Source organism: Aquabacterium sp. J223, assembly GCF_024666615.1.
GTDB lineage: Bacteria > Pseudomonadota > Gammaproteobacteria > Burkholderiales > Burkholderiaceae_C > J223.
Map to the genome: position 1 here is coordinate 3,752,330 of NZ_CP088297.1, position 16,875 is coordinate 3,769,204.

The following is a 16,875-nucleotide window of genomic DNA, read 5'->3' on the forward strand; positions in this document are numbered from 1 at the left end:
GAATGTCGTTCCCGCCCGGTGGGCGATCCGGCGCGGGCGGCGGTGGCCGGGTCAACCGGCCTGCAGCAGGGCGCGGCGCAGGTCGTGCGCCAGCACCGAGCGGTCGTGCTGGCGCAGGTGCCGGCCCAACCGCACCTCGGCGCCGCCGGGGCCTCGGACGGTCACCAGGGCACCGGGGCCGGCCGGCGCCTCCACCCGCGCCGCCTTGGCCGGCAGCACCAGGTGGCGACGCCGGGCGCCGTCGTGCTGCTCGACGTGCAGTTCGCCGGCGCGCAGCACCAGGATCTCGCGGTCGGCGGCATGCCGGGCGTAGGCCACCACCGCACCGGCAACCACCAGCGCCTCGACGACCGCGAAGGCCGTCACCCAGGCCAGGCCGAGCAGCGCGAAGCCCGCGCCCACCGCCAGCAGCACCCCGGCCAGCGCGCCGCAGCCGACGAGCAGCTGGCGCGGGGTGAGCCGGCAGTTGCGCCGAAGCTCCCAGCGCAGGCTGCCATCGTCGGCGGGCATCAGGGGTGGCATGGCGATGACGTCGCGGGTGTCGTGCACACAGTGTGCCGATGTCCTTGCGGCGGGTGGCCAGCCGCCGCCCGACGGCCTGGGGGGGCCCGGCGGCCGACAGGGGTACGGCGCTTGCCTTGCGGGCGGGTCCGCCGAACGTTCCGCGGCGCGGTGCGCGTCGCCCGGCACTGCCCCTGTCGATGTCCCTTCACGAGCCCCTCCTGCACCCCGGCCCGCCGGTGATCGCCCTGCCGCAGCTGGAGGGCGGCGACCACACGCTGGCGCTGCTTGCCGATCCCTACCGCTTCATCGGCCGGCACTGCGATGCGCTGGGCAGCGAGGTGTTCGAGACCCGGCTGATGCTGCAGCCCACGCTGTGCCTGAGCGGACTGCGGGCGGCCCGCCTGTTCTACGACCCCGAGCACTTCCAGCGCGAGGGCGCCGCGCCCGAGCCGCTGAGGAGCACCCTCTTCGGCCACGGCGGCGTGCAGACGCTGGACGGCGAGGCGCACCGGCTGCGCAAGGCGCTGTTCCTGCAGACGGCCGCGCCGGACCGCGTCGGCCGGCTGGCGCAGCGGGTGCGGCACGAATGGGAGCAGGCGCTGCGCGGCTGGTCGCAGCAGCGGCGCTTCAGCCTGTACCGCGCCGTGCAGCCGGTGCTCACGCGCGCGGTGTGCCACTGGGCGGGCGTGCCGCTGCAGGACCACGACGTGGCCCTGCGCTGTCGCCAGCTGGTGGCGCTGTTCGACGGCGCCGGCTCGGGCGTGCTGGGCCACCTGCAGGCGCGGCTGGCGCGCGGCCGGGCCGAGGCCTGGCTGGGCCGCATGATCGAGGCGGCGCGCGCCGGCGCGATCAAGCTGCCGGCCGACAGCCCGGCCGCCGCGGTGACGCAGTACCGGGAGGCCGACGGCCGGTGGCTGCCGGTGCGGGTGGCGGCGGTGGAGCTGCTCAACCTGCTGCGCCCGGTGGTCGCGGTGTCGGTCTACATCGCCTTCGTCGCCCATGCGCTGCACACCCACCCCGAGTGGCGCCGCCGCCTGGCCGACGCCGGCCACGGCGGTTCGACGGCACACCCTGGCGCTGCGCACCTTGCCTCCGAAAGGGATGCGGCGTCTCCGCCGGAGCGGCCGAGCGGGAGCGCCTCGGCCCTGTCCTTCGTGCAGGAGGTGCGGCGGCACTACCCGTTCTTCCCGGTCATCGCGGCGCGCGTGCGGCACGACTTCGAGTGGAACGGCCTGCGCTTTCCAGCCGGCCGGCGGGCCCTGCTCGACCTCTACGGCACCAACCACGACGCGCGGGCCTGGGGCGATCCGGGCCAGTTCCGGCCCGAGCGCTGGCAGCAGCGCGCCCCCGGCCGGTTCGACTTCGTGCCGCAGGGCGGCGGCGACGCGGCGATGGGCCACCGCTGCCCGGGCGAGGACGCCACGGTGCAGCTGATGCTCGTGGCGCTGCAGATGCTCGTCCGCCGCATGCGCTACGAACTGCCCCCGCAGCGGCTGCAGGTGGCGATGGACCGCCTGCCCGCGCTGCCGCGCGACGGCGTGCTGATCGAGCGGGTGCGGCCGATGGCGTGACGTCGGGCGAGGCCCGGCCGCCGTGGGGGCGGCCCGGGCCCGGCCGGGCCGCTACGCGGACGGGCCGTTGCGGATCACCACCAGCTTCGACAGGTCGAACAGGTTCACCGGCCGCGACGACAGCACCTGCCAGTCGTGCACGGCGATGTGGTCCTCGTAGCGGAACTCGCTGCGGAAGCCCACGCGGTCGGCCAGCCGCTTGACCGCGCGCTCCATCAGCCACCAGAAGCGGCTGCCGCTGAAGTGGTTGACGATGAGGATGTGGCCGCCCGGCTTGCACACCCGGCGCACCTCCTGCACCAGCCGCTCGGGGTGTGGGGTGACGGACAGGACGTAGGGCACGGTGACGCAGTCGAAGGCCGCGTCGGGCAGGTCCATCGCCTCGGCGTTCATCAGCTGCAGGCCGATGTCGCGGCCCGGCAGCTTCGCGGCGCGCTGGCGGGCCCGCTCCAGCATGTCGTGCGACACGTCGACGCCGAGCACGCGGGTGGTCGCCGGGTAGTGCTCCAGCGCCAGGCCGGTGCCCACGCCCACTTCCAGCAGCGAGCCGGGCTGCAGCGCCGCGGCGGCCTCGGCCATGGCGCGCCGGCCCGGTTCCAGGCTGGCGCCATAGACCCAGTCGTACAGCGGCGCCAGCCGGTCGTAGGTGCGGGCCACGCCCTGGGCCACCGGCCGCGGCGCGGGGTGGGACCGGCGGTTGGCGGGCGCGCCGTGCACGGCGCGGTCGGAGGTCGCGATCTCGGCCTGCAAGCCGCCCTCGTTCATCGGCAGTTCTCCTGGGTCGTGTGACAGCAACAAGACAGCGGGGGAGCAAGGACGGTACCCGCGGCGCCCTGCCGGGACAAGCCCGGGACGCCGGCCGGGAACGCGTCGCCTGCCCCATCCACCCGGGGACCGGGAGGTGCGCCGGTTGCCGCGCCACGGCGGATGAACCCCGCCATCGACGTCGTCGTCATCAACCTCGCCTCCGAACCCCGTCGCTGGCTCGCCATGCAGGCGCAGTTCGCCGCCCTCGGCCTGCGCGCACGCCGCATGGAGGCCGTGGCCGGCCGCGACCTCCAGCCGCACCAGCGGGCGGCACTCTACAGCGAAGCGCTCAACCGGCGGCAGTACCACCAGCCCCTGTGCCCCGGGGAGATCGGCTGCTACGCCAGCCACCTGGCGCTGTGGCGCGCGCTGGTCGACTCGCCGGCCGAGTGCATGGCGGTGTTTGAGGACGACATGGCGCCCGCGGCCGACCTGCCGGTGGTGCTGCGCGCGCTGGCGCACCTGCCGGGGTGCTGGGACATGGTCAAGCTCATCGGCCGCGCCCGGTCGGAGAAGCTGGCGGCGGCCCGGCCGTTCGCCTCCGGCCGCCAGCTGGTTCGTTACCGCCGGGTGCCCAGCCTGACAGGCGCTTACGTCGTGCACCGCCGGGGCGCGCAGAAACTGCTGTCACGCCGACTGCCCTTCGGCCGGCCGGTGGACGTCGACCTGCGCCACTGGTGGGAATGCGACCTCGACCTGTTCGGCGTCTGGCCCTACCCGGTGCAGGCGGCGCCGGCGGCCCACCGCTCCACCATCGAGGACCGCCAGCGGGTGCCGCGCGACGCCGCCAGCCGCTGGCGCCGGCTGGTGCAGCAGGCCGGCTACTCGCTGCACAACTGGCAGGCCCGGCAGCGGCCGCCGGCGGCGTCCGACGACGGCAGCCCACCACCGCGGCCGGCGGCCGGCGGCCGGTCCGACTGGGCGCAGGGCCCGGTGCGGTGAGCGCCCGCCAGCCCCACCGCCACCCGCGCAACCTGATCGTGCTGCGGGCAGGCGACCAGTCGCTGCACCGCCCCTGGATCGCCGGCCCCGGGCGGCCCGACTTCGACCTCTTCATCAGCTACTACGGCCGCACGCCCGACCGCCACCGCGAGGACGCCGACCACTGGGAGCACCGCCCCGGCCCGAAATGGCCGGCCCTCTTCGACCTGCTGGCCGAGCACCGGGCGCTGGTGGACGAGTACGACGCCGTCTGGTTCCCGGACGACGACCTGGCCGCCGACACCGACACGCTGAACCGGCTGTTCGCCTTCTTCCACGCCCACCGGCTGCACCTGGCGCAGCCGGCGCTGACCCGCAACTCGTACCACACCTGGAGCACCCTGCTGCAGGAGCCGGACTGCCACCTGCGCTTCACCCGCTTCGTCGAGGTGATGGCCCCGCTGTTCAGCCGCCAGGCGCTGCAGGCCTGCGGCCCGTCGTTCGCCGAAAGCCGCAGCGGCTGGGGCCTCGACTGGGTCTGGCCGGGACTGTGCGACCGCGCCGGCCTGCACGGCATCGCGGTGATCGACGCCACCCCGGTGCGGCACACCCGGCCGGTGGGCGGCGAGCTCTACCGCAACCACGCCGACCTCGACCCGCGGGCCGACGCCCGGCGCATCCTCGCCCGCTACGGGCTGCAGGAGGTGCGGGCCGAGGCCAAGTACTCGGTCGAAGCCCGGGTCCGCGATGTGCCACTGCCCGCGGGCGAGCGCTTCGTCTTCTGGCTGAAGAAGCTCAACGGCCGACGAAAGCACATGACCCGAACCTGATGACGACCCTCAGCCCCCTGCAGCGGCTGGTGCTGCCCAACCTGGAAACCCCCGCGCCGGAGAGCCTGTACCTGCGACCGAACGACCGCGCGTGGGTCGAACTGGGCGTGCCGCGCGTGCACTTCGAAGCCGGCGGCGTGGTGCACACCGACACCTGGTTCGGCGCCTTTCCGGTGTCGTCGTGGAAGCGCCATGCGGCGCTGTCCTCGCTGGTGCTGGAGGTCGAGGGCAGCGGCGACTTCATGCTTTCGCTCGGCCTGCACACGCCGGCCCGCCATGGCGCCTGGCTGACGGAGCAGTTCGTCTCGCCGCGGCCCGGCAAGCCGGCGCGGCTGGAGGTGCCGGGCTGGGCGGCGCTGACCACCGGGCTGCTGTACTTCCGGCTGCGCGCGCTCGGGGCCGCGGTGCTCGACGGGGCCCGCTGGAGCACACCCGACGCGCCCCGCCAGGAGGTCACCCTGGGCGTGGTGGTGACGCACTTCAACCGGGTCGCCCAGGTGGTGCCGGCGATCGAGCGGCTGCGGCGCCACCTCTTCGCCCGCCCCGAGCTGCAGGACCGGCTGACGCTGACGGTGGTCGACAACTCGAACAACCTGCCCGACCTGTCGCACCTGGGCGCGGACGACCGCTTCACCGTGCTGCCCAACCGCAACCTGGGCGGCACCGGCGGCTTCACCCGCGGGCTGCTGTCGCTGCTGGACGACGGCCGCCACACGCACTGCCTGTTCATGGACGACGACGCCTCCTGCGAGCCGGAGTCGATCGCCCGCATCGTGACCCTGCTGCAGCACGCGCGCACACCGCGGCTGGCCGTCGCCGGCGCGCTGCTCGACGAGCTGCGTCCCTGGCAGCTGATGGAGAAGGGGGCCCGCTTCGACGGCATGTGCCGGCCGCTGCACGCCGGGCTGGACATGGGCCGGCTCGACGACCTGCTGCAGACCGAGACCCGCACCGAACGGCCGGACTACGGCGGCTGGTGGTGCTTCGCCTTCGCGCTGAAGGACATCCGGCGCTTCCCGTTCCCTTTTTTCGTGCGGGGCGACGACGTGTTCTTCAGCCTGGCCAACGGCTTCCACATCGCCACCCCCCTGGGCATCGGCTGCTGGGGCGAGCCGTTCTGGCTCAAGCACGGGCCGATGACCGCCTACCTCGACGCGCGCTACCACCTGCTGCACGCCCTGCTCGACGACCGCCGCGGCGGGCGCGGCGTGCTGCGGCTGGCCAAGGGCCTGTTCTGGCGCCCGCTGTTCGGCTACCAGTACGCCACGGCCCGTGCCTTCACGCTGGCGATGGAGCACCTGCTGCAGGGACCGCGCTTCTTCCAGGACCACCTCGACCTGGCCGACGTGCGCGCGCAGATCGGTGCGTGGACGCCGGTGGAGAAGCTGTCGCCGCTGCAGGACGTGGACGCGCTGCCGCTGCGCGGGCCGCGCCGCCGGCCGGAAAGCGCGCTGCGCCGGCTGGGCCGCAAGCTCACGCTGCAGGGCTTCCTGCTGCCGCGCGCGCTGCTGCGCGACCGCGTGCTGCGGCTGGGCAAGGGCTACCACGTCGACGAGGCGTCGGTGTTCCGCTTCCGCCGCGTCCTGTACGAGCATGCCGACAGCGGCACCGGCTACCTGCTGCCGCACGACAAGCGGCTCTTCTTCGGCGAGCTGCGCCGCTTCCTGCGGGCGCTGGCCACGCTGCTGCGCCGGCTGCCGGCCCTGCGCCGCGCCCATGCCGCCGGCTTCGACGCCATGACGACGCAGGCGTTCTGGCGCGACCTGTACGCGACCGAGCTGGCGGCGAGCCCGGCCGGCCCGGCGGCCACCGCCCGCGACGTCCCGCCCGCGCCGCAGGCCGCGCCGGCCGACCGCGCCACGGCGCCGACCGCCACCTCCTGATGGTTGAGCCGGCCGTCGCCGCCGGCTCGGACCCGCCCCAGAGGTGTGCGCTAGGATCCCAGACCCACCAGGAGAGGCCGCATGGAACTCTTGTCCACCGGCATCGCCGGCCTCGATGACGTCCTCGGGGGCGGACTGGCGCCGCACCGCATCTACCTCGTGGAGGGGGAGCCCGGCGCGGGCAAGACCACCATGGGCCTGCAGTTCCTGCGCGAGGGCGTGCGGCTCGGCGAAACGGTGGTCTACATCACCCTCGCCGAAAGCCGCGAGGAGCTGACGTCGGTGGCCGCGTCACACGACTGGGACCTCGACGGCATCCACCTGCACGAGGTGCTGCCGCCGGAGGACGTGCTGGCCGGCGAGGGCCAGTACTCGATGTTCCATCCCTCCGAAGTGGAGATGGCCGACACGCTGCGCAGCATGCTGGCCGTCGTCGACGAACTGCAGCCCAGCCGCGTGGTGCTGGACTCGCTGTCGGAGCTGCAGCTGCTGGCCGAGTCGCCGCTGCGCTACCGCCGCCAGGTGCTGGCGCTCAAGCAGTTCTTCGCCCGCCGCCGCTGCACCGTGCTGCTGCTGGACGACCGCACCGCCTCCGCCGCCGGCGACCTGCAGGTGCGCAGCATCGCGCACGGCGTGATCCAGCTCGACCACTCGCTGCAGGAGTACGGCGTCGAGCGCCGGCGGCTGCGCGTCATCAAGTTCCGCGGCCGCAAGGTGCTGGGCGGGCTGCACGACTACAACCTGGTCAAGGGCGGCCTGCAGGTGTACCCGCGCCTGGTGGCCGCCGACACCCGCCGCCTCACCGACCGCGCGCAGCTGCACAGCGGCCTGCCGACGCTGGACCTGATGCTCGGCGGCGGTGTCGAGGAAGGCACCAGCACCTTGATCGTCGGCCCGCCGGGCACCGGCAAGTCGTCGCTGGCGGCGCAGTTCGTCAGCGCCGCCGTGGGCCGCGGGCAGCCGGCGGCGATGTTCCTGTTCGAGGAATCGGCGAGCAACCTGCTGCACCGCTCCGACGGGCTGAAGCAGGACCTGCGCTCGGCGCTCGACAGCGGCCTGCTCACCGTGCAGCAGGTCGACCCCGCCGAGCTGACGCCCGGCCAGATGGGCGCCGCCGCGCGCGAGGCGGTGGCCCGCGGCGTCAAGGTGGTGGTGATCGACAGCCTGAACGGCTACCTCAACGCGGTGCCGGACGAGCGTTTCCTCACCACCTACCTGCACGAGCTGCTGACCTACCTGGGCCAGCACCAGGTGGTCACCCTGCTGGTGGCGGTGCAGCAGGGCATGCTGGGCGGCGCCATGTCGACCACGCTGGACGCCAGCTACGTCGCCGACAACGTGCTGATGCTGCGCTACTTCGAGGACAACGGCCACGTGCGGCAGGCGGTGTCGGTGTTCAAGAAGCGCGGCAGCACGCACGAGCGCTCCATCCGCGACTTCAGGCTGGGCTCGGACGGCATCCACGTGGGTCAGGTGCTGCGCGGCTACCGCGGGCTGCTCACGGGCGTGCCGGTGCCCATCGCGGACACGAAGGAGCCCGAGGGCATCTGATGGAGCACCGCGTGCTCATCCATGCGCCGCTGGGCCGGGACAGCGCGCTCACCGCCCGGGTGCTGGCCGGCGCCGGCATCGATTCGACGGTCTGCGACGACGAGGCCGCGCTGCTGACGGCGCTGTCCCAGGGCGCCGGCGCCCTGCTGCTGGTCGAGGAGTCGCTGGCCGGCGGCGCGCTGCAGCAGGCGGTGACCGACTTCCTTGCCCAGCAGCCGCCCTGGTCGGACCTGCCGGTGCTGGTGATGACCAAGCCCGGCGCGAACTCCGAGGAGGCGCAGCGCGCCACCCGGCGCCTGGGCAACGTCACGCTGCTGGAACGGCCGGTGCGGCTGGGCACGCTGGTGACCAGCGTGCGCTCGGCCCTGCGCGCCCGTGAGCGGCAGTACCAGGTGCGGACGCTGAACCGGCGCAAGGACGAGTTCCTGGCCACGCTGGCGCACGAACTGCGCAACCCGCTGGCGCCCATCCGCAACGCCATGGGCATCGTCGAACGGCTGCACCCGACCGACCAGGTCCGGTCGCTGGCCGACATGGTGCAACGGCAGGTCGACCACCTGAAGCGGCTGGTCGACGACCTGCTGGACGTGGCGCGCATCACCAGCGGCAAGCTGGAACTGCAGCCCGGCCTCACGTCGGTGCAGCGGGTGATCGCGCATGCGGTGGAGATCACGCAGGCCGACCTCACCGCGCGCGGCCACCGGCTCACGGTGGACCAGCCGGCGGAGGAGGTGCCGCTGCAGGCCGATGCGGTGCGCCTGGTGCAGAGCCTGGCCAACCTGCTGGGCAACGCCAGCAAGTTCACCCCGCCGGGTGGCCACATCGAGCTCCAGGCGACGGTGCAGCCGCCGCAGGTGGAGTTCACGGTGCGCGACAACGGCAAGGGCATCGACCCGGCCCTGCTCGAGGACATCTTCGAGATGTTCGTGCAGGCGCAGCCGCGTTCCAGCGAATCGGGCGGCGGCCTGGGACTGGGCCTGCACCTCACCCGCGCCTTCGCCCGGCTGCACGGCGGCGACGTCTGGGCCCGCAGCGGCGGCCCCGGCCAGGGCAGCGAGTTTATGCTGCGCCTGCCGGTGGTGGCGCCGTCGACCGCCTCGGCCACGGCACCGGCGCCGGCGCCGCCACCCGCCGAAGGCAGCCCGCTGCCGGCGCGCGTGCTGGTGGTCGACGACAACCCGGATGCGGCCGACACCCTGCAGACGCTGCTCGGGCTGCACGGGGTGGAGGTGATCGTCGCGCGCGACGGCGCCGAGGCGGTGTCCATGGCCTGCAGCGAGCACCCGGACGCGGTGGTCATGGACATCGGCATGCCGGTGATGGACGGTTACGAGGCGGCGCGCGCCATCCGCAGCCGGCTGGCGTCGCCGCCGGTGCTCATCGCGCTCACCGGCTGGGGCCAGCAGGTGGACAAGCAGCGCGCGGCCGACGCCGGCTTCGACCACCACTTCGTCAAGCCGCTGGCCTTGGACGAACTGCTCGGCTGCCTGGCGCACGTGGCCGAGCCGGTGCCCGCGCCGCCGGCCTGACGCGGTGCCGGACCCTCGGTTTCCCCGGGCCCGCTGGGTCTGGCGGTTGCCGCGGCGCAGGTCCCCACGGAGGCCCCCCATGGACGACAACACGCTGCCCGACACCATCAGCCCGCGGGTCGTCTGACCCCACGTCCGCACCGCATGGCGCTGCCCCGACTGCACCTCGGCTGTGGCGAGCACGCCGCGGCCGGCTGGCTGAACCACGACCGCGCACCCGGTCCCGGCGTGGACCTCGTCGCCGACCTGACGCGCGGCCTGCCACTGGACGACGCCAGCGTCGGCGCGGTCGTCGGCATCCACCTGCTGCAGGACCTGGCGTGGCCGGACATCCCGCCGGTGCTGGCCGAGGTGCACCGGGTGCTGGCGCCCGGCGGCTGGCTGCGGCTGGCGCTGCCCGACCTCGAACGGGCGGTCGACGCCTTCCGCCGCGGCGATGCCAGGCGGCCTGCGGCCGCTGGCGACCACAGGCTCGGGCGATGAGCCCGCTGCTGCTCTCGCCCCACCTGGACGACGCGGTCTTCGCCTGCGGCGAATGGCTGCTCGACCACCCGGGCACCCCGGTGGTCACCGTCTTCGCCGGCGTGCCGGACGCCCCCGGGCCGCCCACCGACTGGGACCGGCGCTGCGGCTTCGACGATGCCGCCGACGCCATGGCGCAGCGGCGGGAAGAGGACCGGCGGGCGCTGGTGGTGCTGGGTGCGCGGCCGTGCTGGCTGCCCTTCCTCGACAGCCAGTACGGCCACACGCCGACGACCACCGCGGTGGCCGAGGCGCTGGTCACGCTGGCGGCCGAGTTCGGCGCCGACACGCTGGTGCTGCCGATGGGCCTGTTCCACAGCGACCACCGGCTGCTGCACCACGCGGCGCTGCAGGTGCTGGCGCGTCGCCCGGCGCTGCGGGCGCTGGCCTACGAGGACGTGCCCTACCGCGCCATCCGCGGCCTGCTGCAGCACCGACTGGCGCAGCTGCTGCGCACCGGCTGGACCGCCACGCCGGTCAAGCGCACCGCCCGGCCGGTGTCGCCGCTGAAGGCCCAGGCGCTGCGCTGCTACGCCAGCCAGCTTCGCGCCTTCGGCGAGGGCGGCCTCGACGACGTGCAGCGGCCCGAGCGCCTGTGGCGCCTGGAGCGCGAGGCGACGCCCCTTCCTTGACCGGCCACCCCGCATCGCCATGCCCCTCGCCCACCGACTCAGCATCGTCGTGCTCACCCACAACCGGCGGCACGAGCTGGTGCGCTGCCTGCGCCGGCTGCAGTCGCTGCCCGAGTCGGTGCCCATCGTGGTCGTCGACAACGGCAGCACCGACGGCACGGCGCAGCGCGTGCACCGCGACTTCCCCGCGGTGCGCCTGGTGCGCAGCGAGCGCAACCTCGGTGCGGCGGCGCGCAACCTCGGGGTCGAGGCGGTGGCGACGCCGTACGTCGCCTTCTGCGACGACGACACCTGGTGGGCCCCCGGCGCATTGACCCGGGCCGCGCTGCGGCTGGACGCGCACCCGCGGGTGGTGGCGCTGTCGGCGCAGGTGCGCGTCGGCGCCCAGAACCGGCGCGACCCCACCTGCGACGCGATGGCCGCCAGCCCGTTGCCGTCGCAGGGCCTGCCGGGGCCCGCGCTGGTCGGCTTCATGGCCGGGGCGGCGGTGGTGCGGGTGCGCGCCTTCCGCGACGCGGGCGGCTACGAGCCGCGCTTCTTCCTCGGCGGCGAGGAGGCGCTGCTCGGCCTGGACCTGCTGGCCGCCGGCGGTGCCATCGTCTACGCCGACGACATCGTCACCCACCACCACCCGTCGGCCAGCGGCCGCGACCCGCGTGGCCGCCACCTGGCGGTCGCCCGCAACCGGTTGTGGCTGGGCTGGCTGCGCCTGCCGTGGGCGATGGCGCTGGCGGACGCCCGCCTCGCGCTCGGCGAGGCGGCGCGGCAGGGGGTCCTGATGCCGGCGCTGGCGCGGGCGCTGGCCGGCCTGCCGTGGGCATTGGCACGCCGTCGCGTGGTGCCGGCCGCGGCACAGGCCGCCTACCGCGCGGTGCACCGGCCGCCGCGCGGTGCGCTCGCCGCGCCGGCAACGGCCTGTCCACCGACGACATGAGCGCCGCCTCGCCACGCCGTCCCCCGCTGCCGGCCTTCGCGCAGGTCGAGCCCATCGGCCGCTGCAACCTGGCGTGCCGCATGTGCACGGTCAACGAACGCGGCGATGCGGTGGCCGAACTCGGACTGGACCGCTTCGACGCGCTGCTCGACCAGCTGCCGGGCCTGCAGGAACTGCACCTGCAGGGCCTGGGCGAACCGATGCTGCACCCCGGCTTCTTCGACATGGTGCGGCGGGCGGTGGCGCGCGGCATCCGCGTCTCGGCCAACAGCAACCTCACGCTGTTGACCGAGCGCCGCGCACGCGCCTGCGTGACCAGCGGACTGCACACGCTGTCGGTGTCGCTGGACGGCGCCACCGCCGCCACCTACGAGGCGGTGCGGCGAAAAGCGAGCTTCGCCAAGGTGCTGCGCAACCTCGACCGGCTGGTCGCCGAACGCGACGCGGCGGGCTCGGCGCTGGAGGTGCGCGGGGTGATGGTGCTGATGCGCGGCAACCTGCACGAGCTGCCGGCGCTGGTGCGGCTGCTGCACGACCACGGCGTGCACGCGCTGCTGGTGCAGCGGCTGTCCAGCGACCTCGACCAGCCGGACCTGCCGGCGCGCTACATCCCGATCCGCCGCTACGTCGACGAGGCCGAGCTGCACGATGCCGACCGGCCGCGCATGGCCGAGGTGTTCGACGCCGCGCGCGCGCTGGCTCACCGGCTGAGCTTCAACCTGCACCTGCCCAAGCTGCCCGCGGCCGGCGCCGCGCCGCCTGCCGACGCCGCCGGCGGCCCGGGCCGCTGCACCTGGCCGTCGGACCAGCTCTACCTCACCGCCGCCGGCGAGCTGCTGCCCTGCTGCATGGTGGCCACCGCCGACCGCGCCAGCTTCGGCAACGTCTTCGACGAGGGCGAGGACCTGGCCTCGCGCTGGAACGGTGCCGCCGCACAGTCGTTCCGCGCCGCCCTGGACAGCGACCAACCGCCGGCGGTGTGCCGGTCGTGCGCGCTGTACCGCGGGGTGTTCTAGGCCTGGCGCCGCGCGCGGTCGGTCTCGCGCTGCAGCCCCAGCAACTGGTCGCGGAACGCCGCCGCCGGCGGCGACAGGCTGCGGCCCGGCGCGCGCAGCAGGCCGAGGGTTCTCGACACGCTGGGCCGGTTGACCGGCCGCACCACCAGTTGGTGCCATTCGGCCAGCGGGCGCACGGCGGTGGTCAGCACGGTGACGCCCAGCCCTTCGCGCACCAGACCCACCATGGTCCAGGCCAGCGACACCTCGTGCCGGTAGTCCAGGCGGATGCCGAACTCGGCCAGCCGCGTGTCGAGGTGGCGTCGCACCGGGTTGTCGGGCAGCGGGCCGACGATGGGCTCACCGGCCAGGTGCGCCCATTCCACCGACCGCCGGCGCGCCAGCGCATGTTCGGGCGGCACCGCGACCACGTACTGGTCGGCATAGAAGGGGGTGACGACCAGGTCGGAGCGTTCGCCGGTGTCGGTGCTCAGCCCGAGGTCCACCGCGCCGCTGCGGACCAGCTCGTGCACCTGCTCTTCGGCCACGTCGTGCAACGTGACCCGCACGCCGGGCCGCGTCTGCAGGAACTCGCGCAGCAGCGGGGGCAGCAGCAGCGCCGACTGCACGCCGGGGGCGGCGATGTCCAGCCGGCCGCGGCCGAAAACGGCGAAGTCGCGGGCGTCGTCCAGCAAGCCGCGCCAGTCCTGCGCCAGGCGGCGGGCCGACGGCAGCAGCGCCGCACCGGCGGCGCTCAGGCGGCAGCCGCGGGTGTGGCGGTCGAACAGCCGAACGCCGAGCAGCGCCTCCAGCTTGCCCACCGTGGCGCTGAGCGAGGACTGCGACACGCCCAGCCGTTCGGCCGCGCGGGTGAAGTGGCTGGTGTCGGCCAGGGCAATGAAGGCCTGCAGTTGGTCGAGGCTGGGTTTCATCGTCTTTCGCGATGGATTCAGACGATTATCTGCGTTCAACAATGGTCGCCGGTGGCCTAAGGTGCGCCATCCGCGACCCTCCTGGAAACGCCGTGCCCTCACACCCGCCCTCACACCCCGGCGTCCCCGCCCTCACCCGCCGCGCCGTCGCCGGCGCGTTCGCCGCCCTCGGTGGCCTGGCCGCCAGCGGCGTGCGCGCGCAGGAGACCACCCGCCTGCGCTTCCAGCTCGACTGGCGCATCGAAGGCCCGTCGGCCATCGTGCTGCTGGCGCAGGCCAAGGGCTACTTCGCCGACGAGAAGCTCGACGTGGTGATCGACGCCGGCAGCGGCTCGTCGGCCGCGGTGCAGCGGCTGGCCGCGGGCACGCACGACATCGGCTTCGCGGACATCGCCTCGCTGATCGAGCTGCACGCCAACAACCCGCAGGCGCCGCGGCTGCAGGCGGTCTACCTGCTGCTGGAGCGCACGCCGGCCGCGCTGTTCGCGCGCAAGTCCTCCGGCATCCGCACGCCGGCCGATCTGGTGGGCCGCAAGCTGGCGGCGCCGGTGTTCGACGCCGGCCGCAAGACGTTTCCGCTGTTCGCCAAGGCCAACCGGCTGCCGGCGACGCCGGCGAACTGGGTCAACGTCGATCCGGCCCTGCGCGAAACACTGCTGGCCCGCGGCGAGGTCGACGCCATCACCGGCTTCTACTACACCAGCCTGCTCAACCTCGAGGCGCGCGGCCTGAAGGAAAGCGACCTCACCGTCTTCAAGTACGCCGAGCACGGCGTGCAGCTCTACGGCAACGCGGTGGTGGCCTCGCCGAAGCTGATCGCCGAGAAGCCGCAGGCGCTGGCCGCGTTCCTGCGCGCGCTCAACCGCGGCATCAAGGACACGGTGCGCGACCCGCGGGCCGCCATGCGCCACGTGAAGGAGCGCGAGGGCACGGTGGACCTGGCGCTGGAAGAGCGCCGGCTGCGCTACTTCCTCGACCATTTCCTGGCCACGCCGCTGGTGCGCATTCAGGGCCTGGGCGCGGTGGACACGGCACGGCTTCGGCTGAACACCGTGCAGGTGGTCGATGCCTTCGGCCTCAAGCAGTACCCCGATGCGGACCTGCTGTTCAACCCGGCCTTCCTGCCGGCGCTGGCGGAGCGGCGGCTGTGAGCGGCGCCACCGCGCCCTGGCTGCACGATGCCTGGTACGCCGTGGCGACGACCGATGAGCTGGGCCCCGCGCCGCTGGCGCGCACGGTGCTCGGCCAGCGCCTGGTGCTGTGGCGCAGCGCGGCCGGGACGCCGGCCGCCCTGCTCGACCGCTGCCCGCACCGCTTCGCGCCGCTGTCGATGGGCCGGGTGGCGGGCGACGCCATCGCCTGCCTGTACCACGGCATCCAGTTCGACACCGAGGGCCGCTGCCGCCACATCCCGGGCCAGGCCGGCATCCCCGCCGGAGCGCAAGTGCGCAGCTTCCCGGTGTGCGAGCGCTACGGCCTGGTCTTCGCCTGGCTGGGCGACGCGGCGCGCGCCGCCGCCACGCCGCTGGTCGACATCCCGCAGTACGGCGCGCCCGGCTGGGGGCTGTCGCGCGGCTACGACCGCTTCGCGGCGAACTGGCAGCTCATCACCGACAACCTGATCGACCCCGCGCACACCAGCTTCGTGCACCAGCGCACCATCGGCAACGACGCCGGCGACGAGGTGCCGGTCCAGGCCCGCGAGCTGCCCGACGGCACGCTGCAGTGCGGGCGCTGGATCCGCGGCGCGCCGCCGGTGCCGGTGGTGCGCCGCTTCACCGGCCTCGACGGCCCCACCGACCGCTGGCAGCTCTATCACCTGAAGCCGCCCAGCACCTCGTGGGTCGACTTCGGCGCCTATGCCAGCGGCCCCGAACCCGGCCCCGCGGCGCAGGACGCGGCGCCGTACCGCGTGCTGTCCTATGCCTTCATCACGCCCGAGGACGAGGGCCACAGCCACTACTTCTCCTTCCAGCTGCGCAACGTGGCGGTGGGCGACGCGGCGGTGACGGCCGAGTTCGAGGCGCTGTACCGCCTGACCTTCGACGAGGACAGGCAGCTGCTCGAAGCCATCCAGCGCGAGGAGGCGGCCCACCCCGACCTGCAGCCGCTGCGCATCGCCAGCGACGTCGGGCTGGTGCGGCTGCGCCGGGCGCAGCAGCGGCTGCTGCAGGCCGGGCCGGGCGCCGCGCCGGCTCAGGCCTCGGCGGCCGGGTCCTCGCTGTCCACCAGCCCGATCGCGGTCGGCTGAGGCGCCTCTTCCCACGGCTCCTCGTCGGGGCCGTCGGTGGTCCAGTAGGCGCCGGCGTAACCTCGGTACGGGTTGCCGTAGACGCGGCGCCCGGCCGCCTGGTGGGCGTCCATGAAGCGCCGGATGTGCGCCGGCGTGCCGCCCTTGAGCATCTCCTTCAGGTCGCCGTCCTCGCGCCAGCCGCGGTAGCGCACCGGCAGGCCGGCCAGCGCCGCCCCTTCGGGCAGGTCGCGCGGCACGCGGGTGGGGTCGAGGAAGGCGGCCTCGCCGGTGCTGTCGTCGAACTGGCGCCGGACCCGCGCCGCGGCGTCGAGGATGCCCTGCACCACCTCGGTCAACGTGCGGCCGGAGACCTTGGCCTGCCACGACGCGCGCAGGAACAGCAGCTCGTCCGGGTCGACGCCGGGGCACTGCCCCTGGTAGGCGGCGGTCAGGCAGTGGTCGCCGGCGGCCAGCAGGCGCTGGGTGGCGGTCGGTTCGCGGCCGAGCAGGTGCAGCACCTGGCCCAGCGAGGCGCCGTCGAGGAAGCGCTGCGGCGGCACCTCGAAGCCGGCGTCGCCCGGGTGGTGGTGGTCGACCTGCACCCAGGCCGGGTGGCCGCGCACGCTGCACTCGACGAACACCGCCGGCGCCCGCGGCGGCAGCACGGCCGCGCGGGCGATGCCGTCCGGCCCCAGCCGCACCACGCCGTCGGCGTCGTAGGCGGTGCGGGCGTTGCAGCGGCGCCCCTGCACGGCAGCGTGCACCCAGGGCCGGCGGGCGTCGTCCAGCACGCGCTGGATCTCGCGCATCTCCGGGTCCTGGGCGCCGAGGACGAAGACGGTGTCGGCGGGCAGCGGCGTGCCGGGGGTCCGGTCGGTCATGCGGCGGGCGGGCGGGCGGTGGCAGCGTGCGGCAGTTGTCGCACCCGCGGCCCCTGCCCGAAGGGGCGGGCAGCCGCGGATGTCGGCGGCGGGCATTGCGTGTGTAATCGGCCCATGGGGCAACTGTGGACCGTGCGCGAGCCGCCGACC

Annotated in this window: 15 protein-coding genes and 1 pseudogene; 12 read left to right on the top strand and 4 right to left on the bottom strand. The window is 74.4% G+C overall.

From position 1 onward, the window contains the following. Positions 1–51 precede the first annotated feature (51 nt). Positions 52–549: a DUF2244 domain-containing protein gene (locus tag LRS07_RS17750; protein WP_260499269.1), complete on the bottom strand. Its 498-nt coding sequence runs from the start codon at positions 547–549 to the stop codon at positions 52–54. A 152-nt stretch (positions 550–701) separates the two neighbouring features. On the opposite strand from LRS07_RS17750, the gene LRS07_RS17755 reads away from it, so the two are divergent. Further along, positions 702–2,075, top strand: a complete 1,374-nt coding sequence (locus LRS07_RS17755; protein ID WP_260499270.1) for a cytochrome P450 — start codon at positions 702–704, stop codon at positions 2,073–2,075. A gap of 51 nt (positions 2,076–2,126) precedes the next feature. On the opposite strand, the gene LRS07_RS17760 is transcribed toward LRS07_RS17755, so the two are convergent. Next, positions 2,127–2,840 (bottom strand): class I SAM-dependent methyltransferase, encoded by a 714-nt coding sequence (locus LRS07_RS17760; protein ID WP_260499271.1) that lies wholly within the window; start codon positions 2,838–2,840, stop codon positions 2,127–2,129. A 162-nt stretch (positions 2,841–3,002) separates the two neighbouring features. Here LRS07_RS17760 and LRS07_RS22090 point away from each other — a divergent pair, with 162 nt between their 5' ends. From LRS07_RS22090 to LRS07_RS17810, 9 genes and pseudogenes are all read left to right on the top strand, one after another. Further along, positions 3,003–3,824, top strand: a complete 822-nt coding sequence (locus LRS07_RS22090) for a glycosyltransferase family 25 protein (protein WP_312028318.1) — start codon at positions 3,003–3,005, stop codon at positions 3,822–3,824. Continuing rightward, positions 3,821–4,633, top strand: a complete 813-nt coding sequence (locus LRS07_RS17775; protein WP_260499272.1) for a hypothetical protein — start codon at positions 3,821–3,823, stop codon at positions 4,631–4,633. Before LRS07_RS22090 ends, LRS07_RS17775 begins: the two co-directional genes overlap by 4 nt. Continuing rightward, positions 4,633–6,516, top strand: a complete 1,884-nt coding sequence (locus LRS07_RS17780) for a glycosyltransferase (protein WP_260499273.1) — start codon at positions 4,633–4,635, stop codon at positions 6,514–6,516. Before LRS07_RS17775 ends, LRS07_RS17780 begins: the two co-directional genes overlap by 1 nt. An 81-nt stretch (positions 6,517–6,597) precedes the next feature. After that, positions 6,598–7,926: pseudogene (locus LRS07_RS17785) on the top strand (ATPase domain-containing protein); the annotation flags it as partial. Positions 7,927–8,066: 140 nt separating this feature from the next. Continuing rightward, complete coding sequence (locus LRS07_RS17790; protein WP_260499275.1) at positions 8,067–9,596, top strand: ATP-binding response regulator; 1,530 nt, start codon at positions 8,067–8,069, stop codon at positions 9,594–9,596. A gap of 144 nt (positions 9,597–9,740) precedes the next feature. Continuing rightward, positions 9,741–10,079, top strand: a complete 339-nt coding sequence (locus tag LRS07_RS17795; protein ID WP_260499276.1) for a class I SAM-dependent methyltransferase — start codon at positions 9,741–9,743, stop codon at positions 10,077–10,079. Continuing rightward, positions 10,076–10,750: a PIG-L deacetylase family protein gene (locus LRS07_RS17800; protein WP_260499277.1), complete on the top strand. Its 675-nt coding sequence runs from the start codon at positions 10,076–10,078 to the stop codon at positions 10,748–10,750. The genes LRS07_RS17795 and LRS07_RS17800 overlap by 4 nt, the downstream gene beginning before the upstream one ends. 19 nt (positions 10,751–10,769) lie before the next feature. Beyond that, on the top strand, positions 10,770–11,684 hold the full coding sequence (locus LRS07_RS17805; RefSeq protein WP_260499278.1) for a glycosyltransferase family 2 protein: 915 nt from the start codon (positions 10,770–10,772) through the stop codon (positions 11,682–11,684). Then, on the top strand, positions 11,681–12,700 hold the full coding sequence (locus LRS07_RS17810) for a radical SAM protein (protein WP_260499279.1): 1,020 nt from the start codon (positions 11,681–11,683) through the stop codon (positions 12,698–12,700). The genes LRS07_RS17805 and LRS07_RS17810 overlap by 4 nt, the downstream gene beginning before the upstream one ends. On the opposite strand, the gene LRS07_RS17815 is transcribed toward LRS07_RS17810, so the two are convergent. Continuing rightward, positions 12,697–13,611 (bottom strand): LysR family transcriptional regulator, encoded by a 915-nt coding sequence (locus LRS07_RS17815; RefSeq protein WP_260499280.1) that lies wholly within the window; start codon positions 13,609–13,611, stop codon positions 12,697–12,699. The two genes, LRS07_RS17810 and LRS07_RS17815, sit on opposite strands and share 4 nt — an antisense overlap. 92 nt (positions 13,612–13,703) lie before the next feature. Between LRS07_RS17815 and LRS07_RS17820 the strand changes: the two genes are divergently transcribed. Next, complete coding sequence (locus tag LRS07_RS17820) at positions 13,704–14,762, top strand: ABC transporter substrate-binding protein (protein ID WP_260499281.1); 1,059 nt, start codon at positions 13,704–13,706, stop codon at positions 14,760–14,762. Continuing rightward, positions 14,759–15,862: an aromatic ring-hydroxylating dioxygenase subunit alpha gene (locus LRS07_RS17825; protein ID WP_260499282.1), complete on the top strand. Its 1,104-nt coding sequence runs from the start codon at positions 14,759–14,761 to the stop codon at positions 15,860–15,862. Before LRS07_RS17820 ends, LRS07_RS17825 begins: the two co-directional genes overlap by 4 nt. Here the strand turns inward: LRS07_RS17825 and LRS07_RS17830 are convergent. Continuing rightward, complete coding sequence (locus tag LRS07_RS17830; RefSeq protein ID WP_260499283.1) at positions 15,808–16,725, bottom strand: hypothetical protein; 918 nt, start codon at positions 16,723–16,725, stop codon at positions 15,808–15,810. The genes LRS07_RS17825 and LRS07_RS17830 overlap by 55 nt on opposite strands. Between the last annotated feature and the right edge of the window lie 150 nt (positions 16,726–16,875).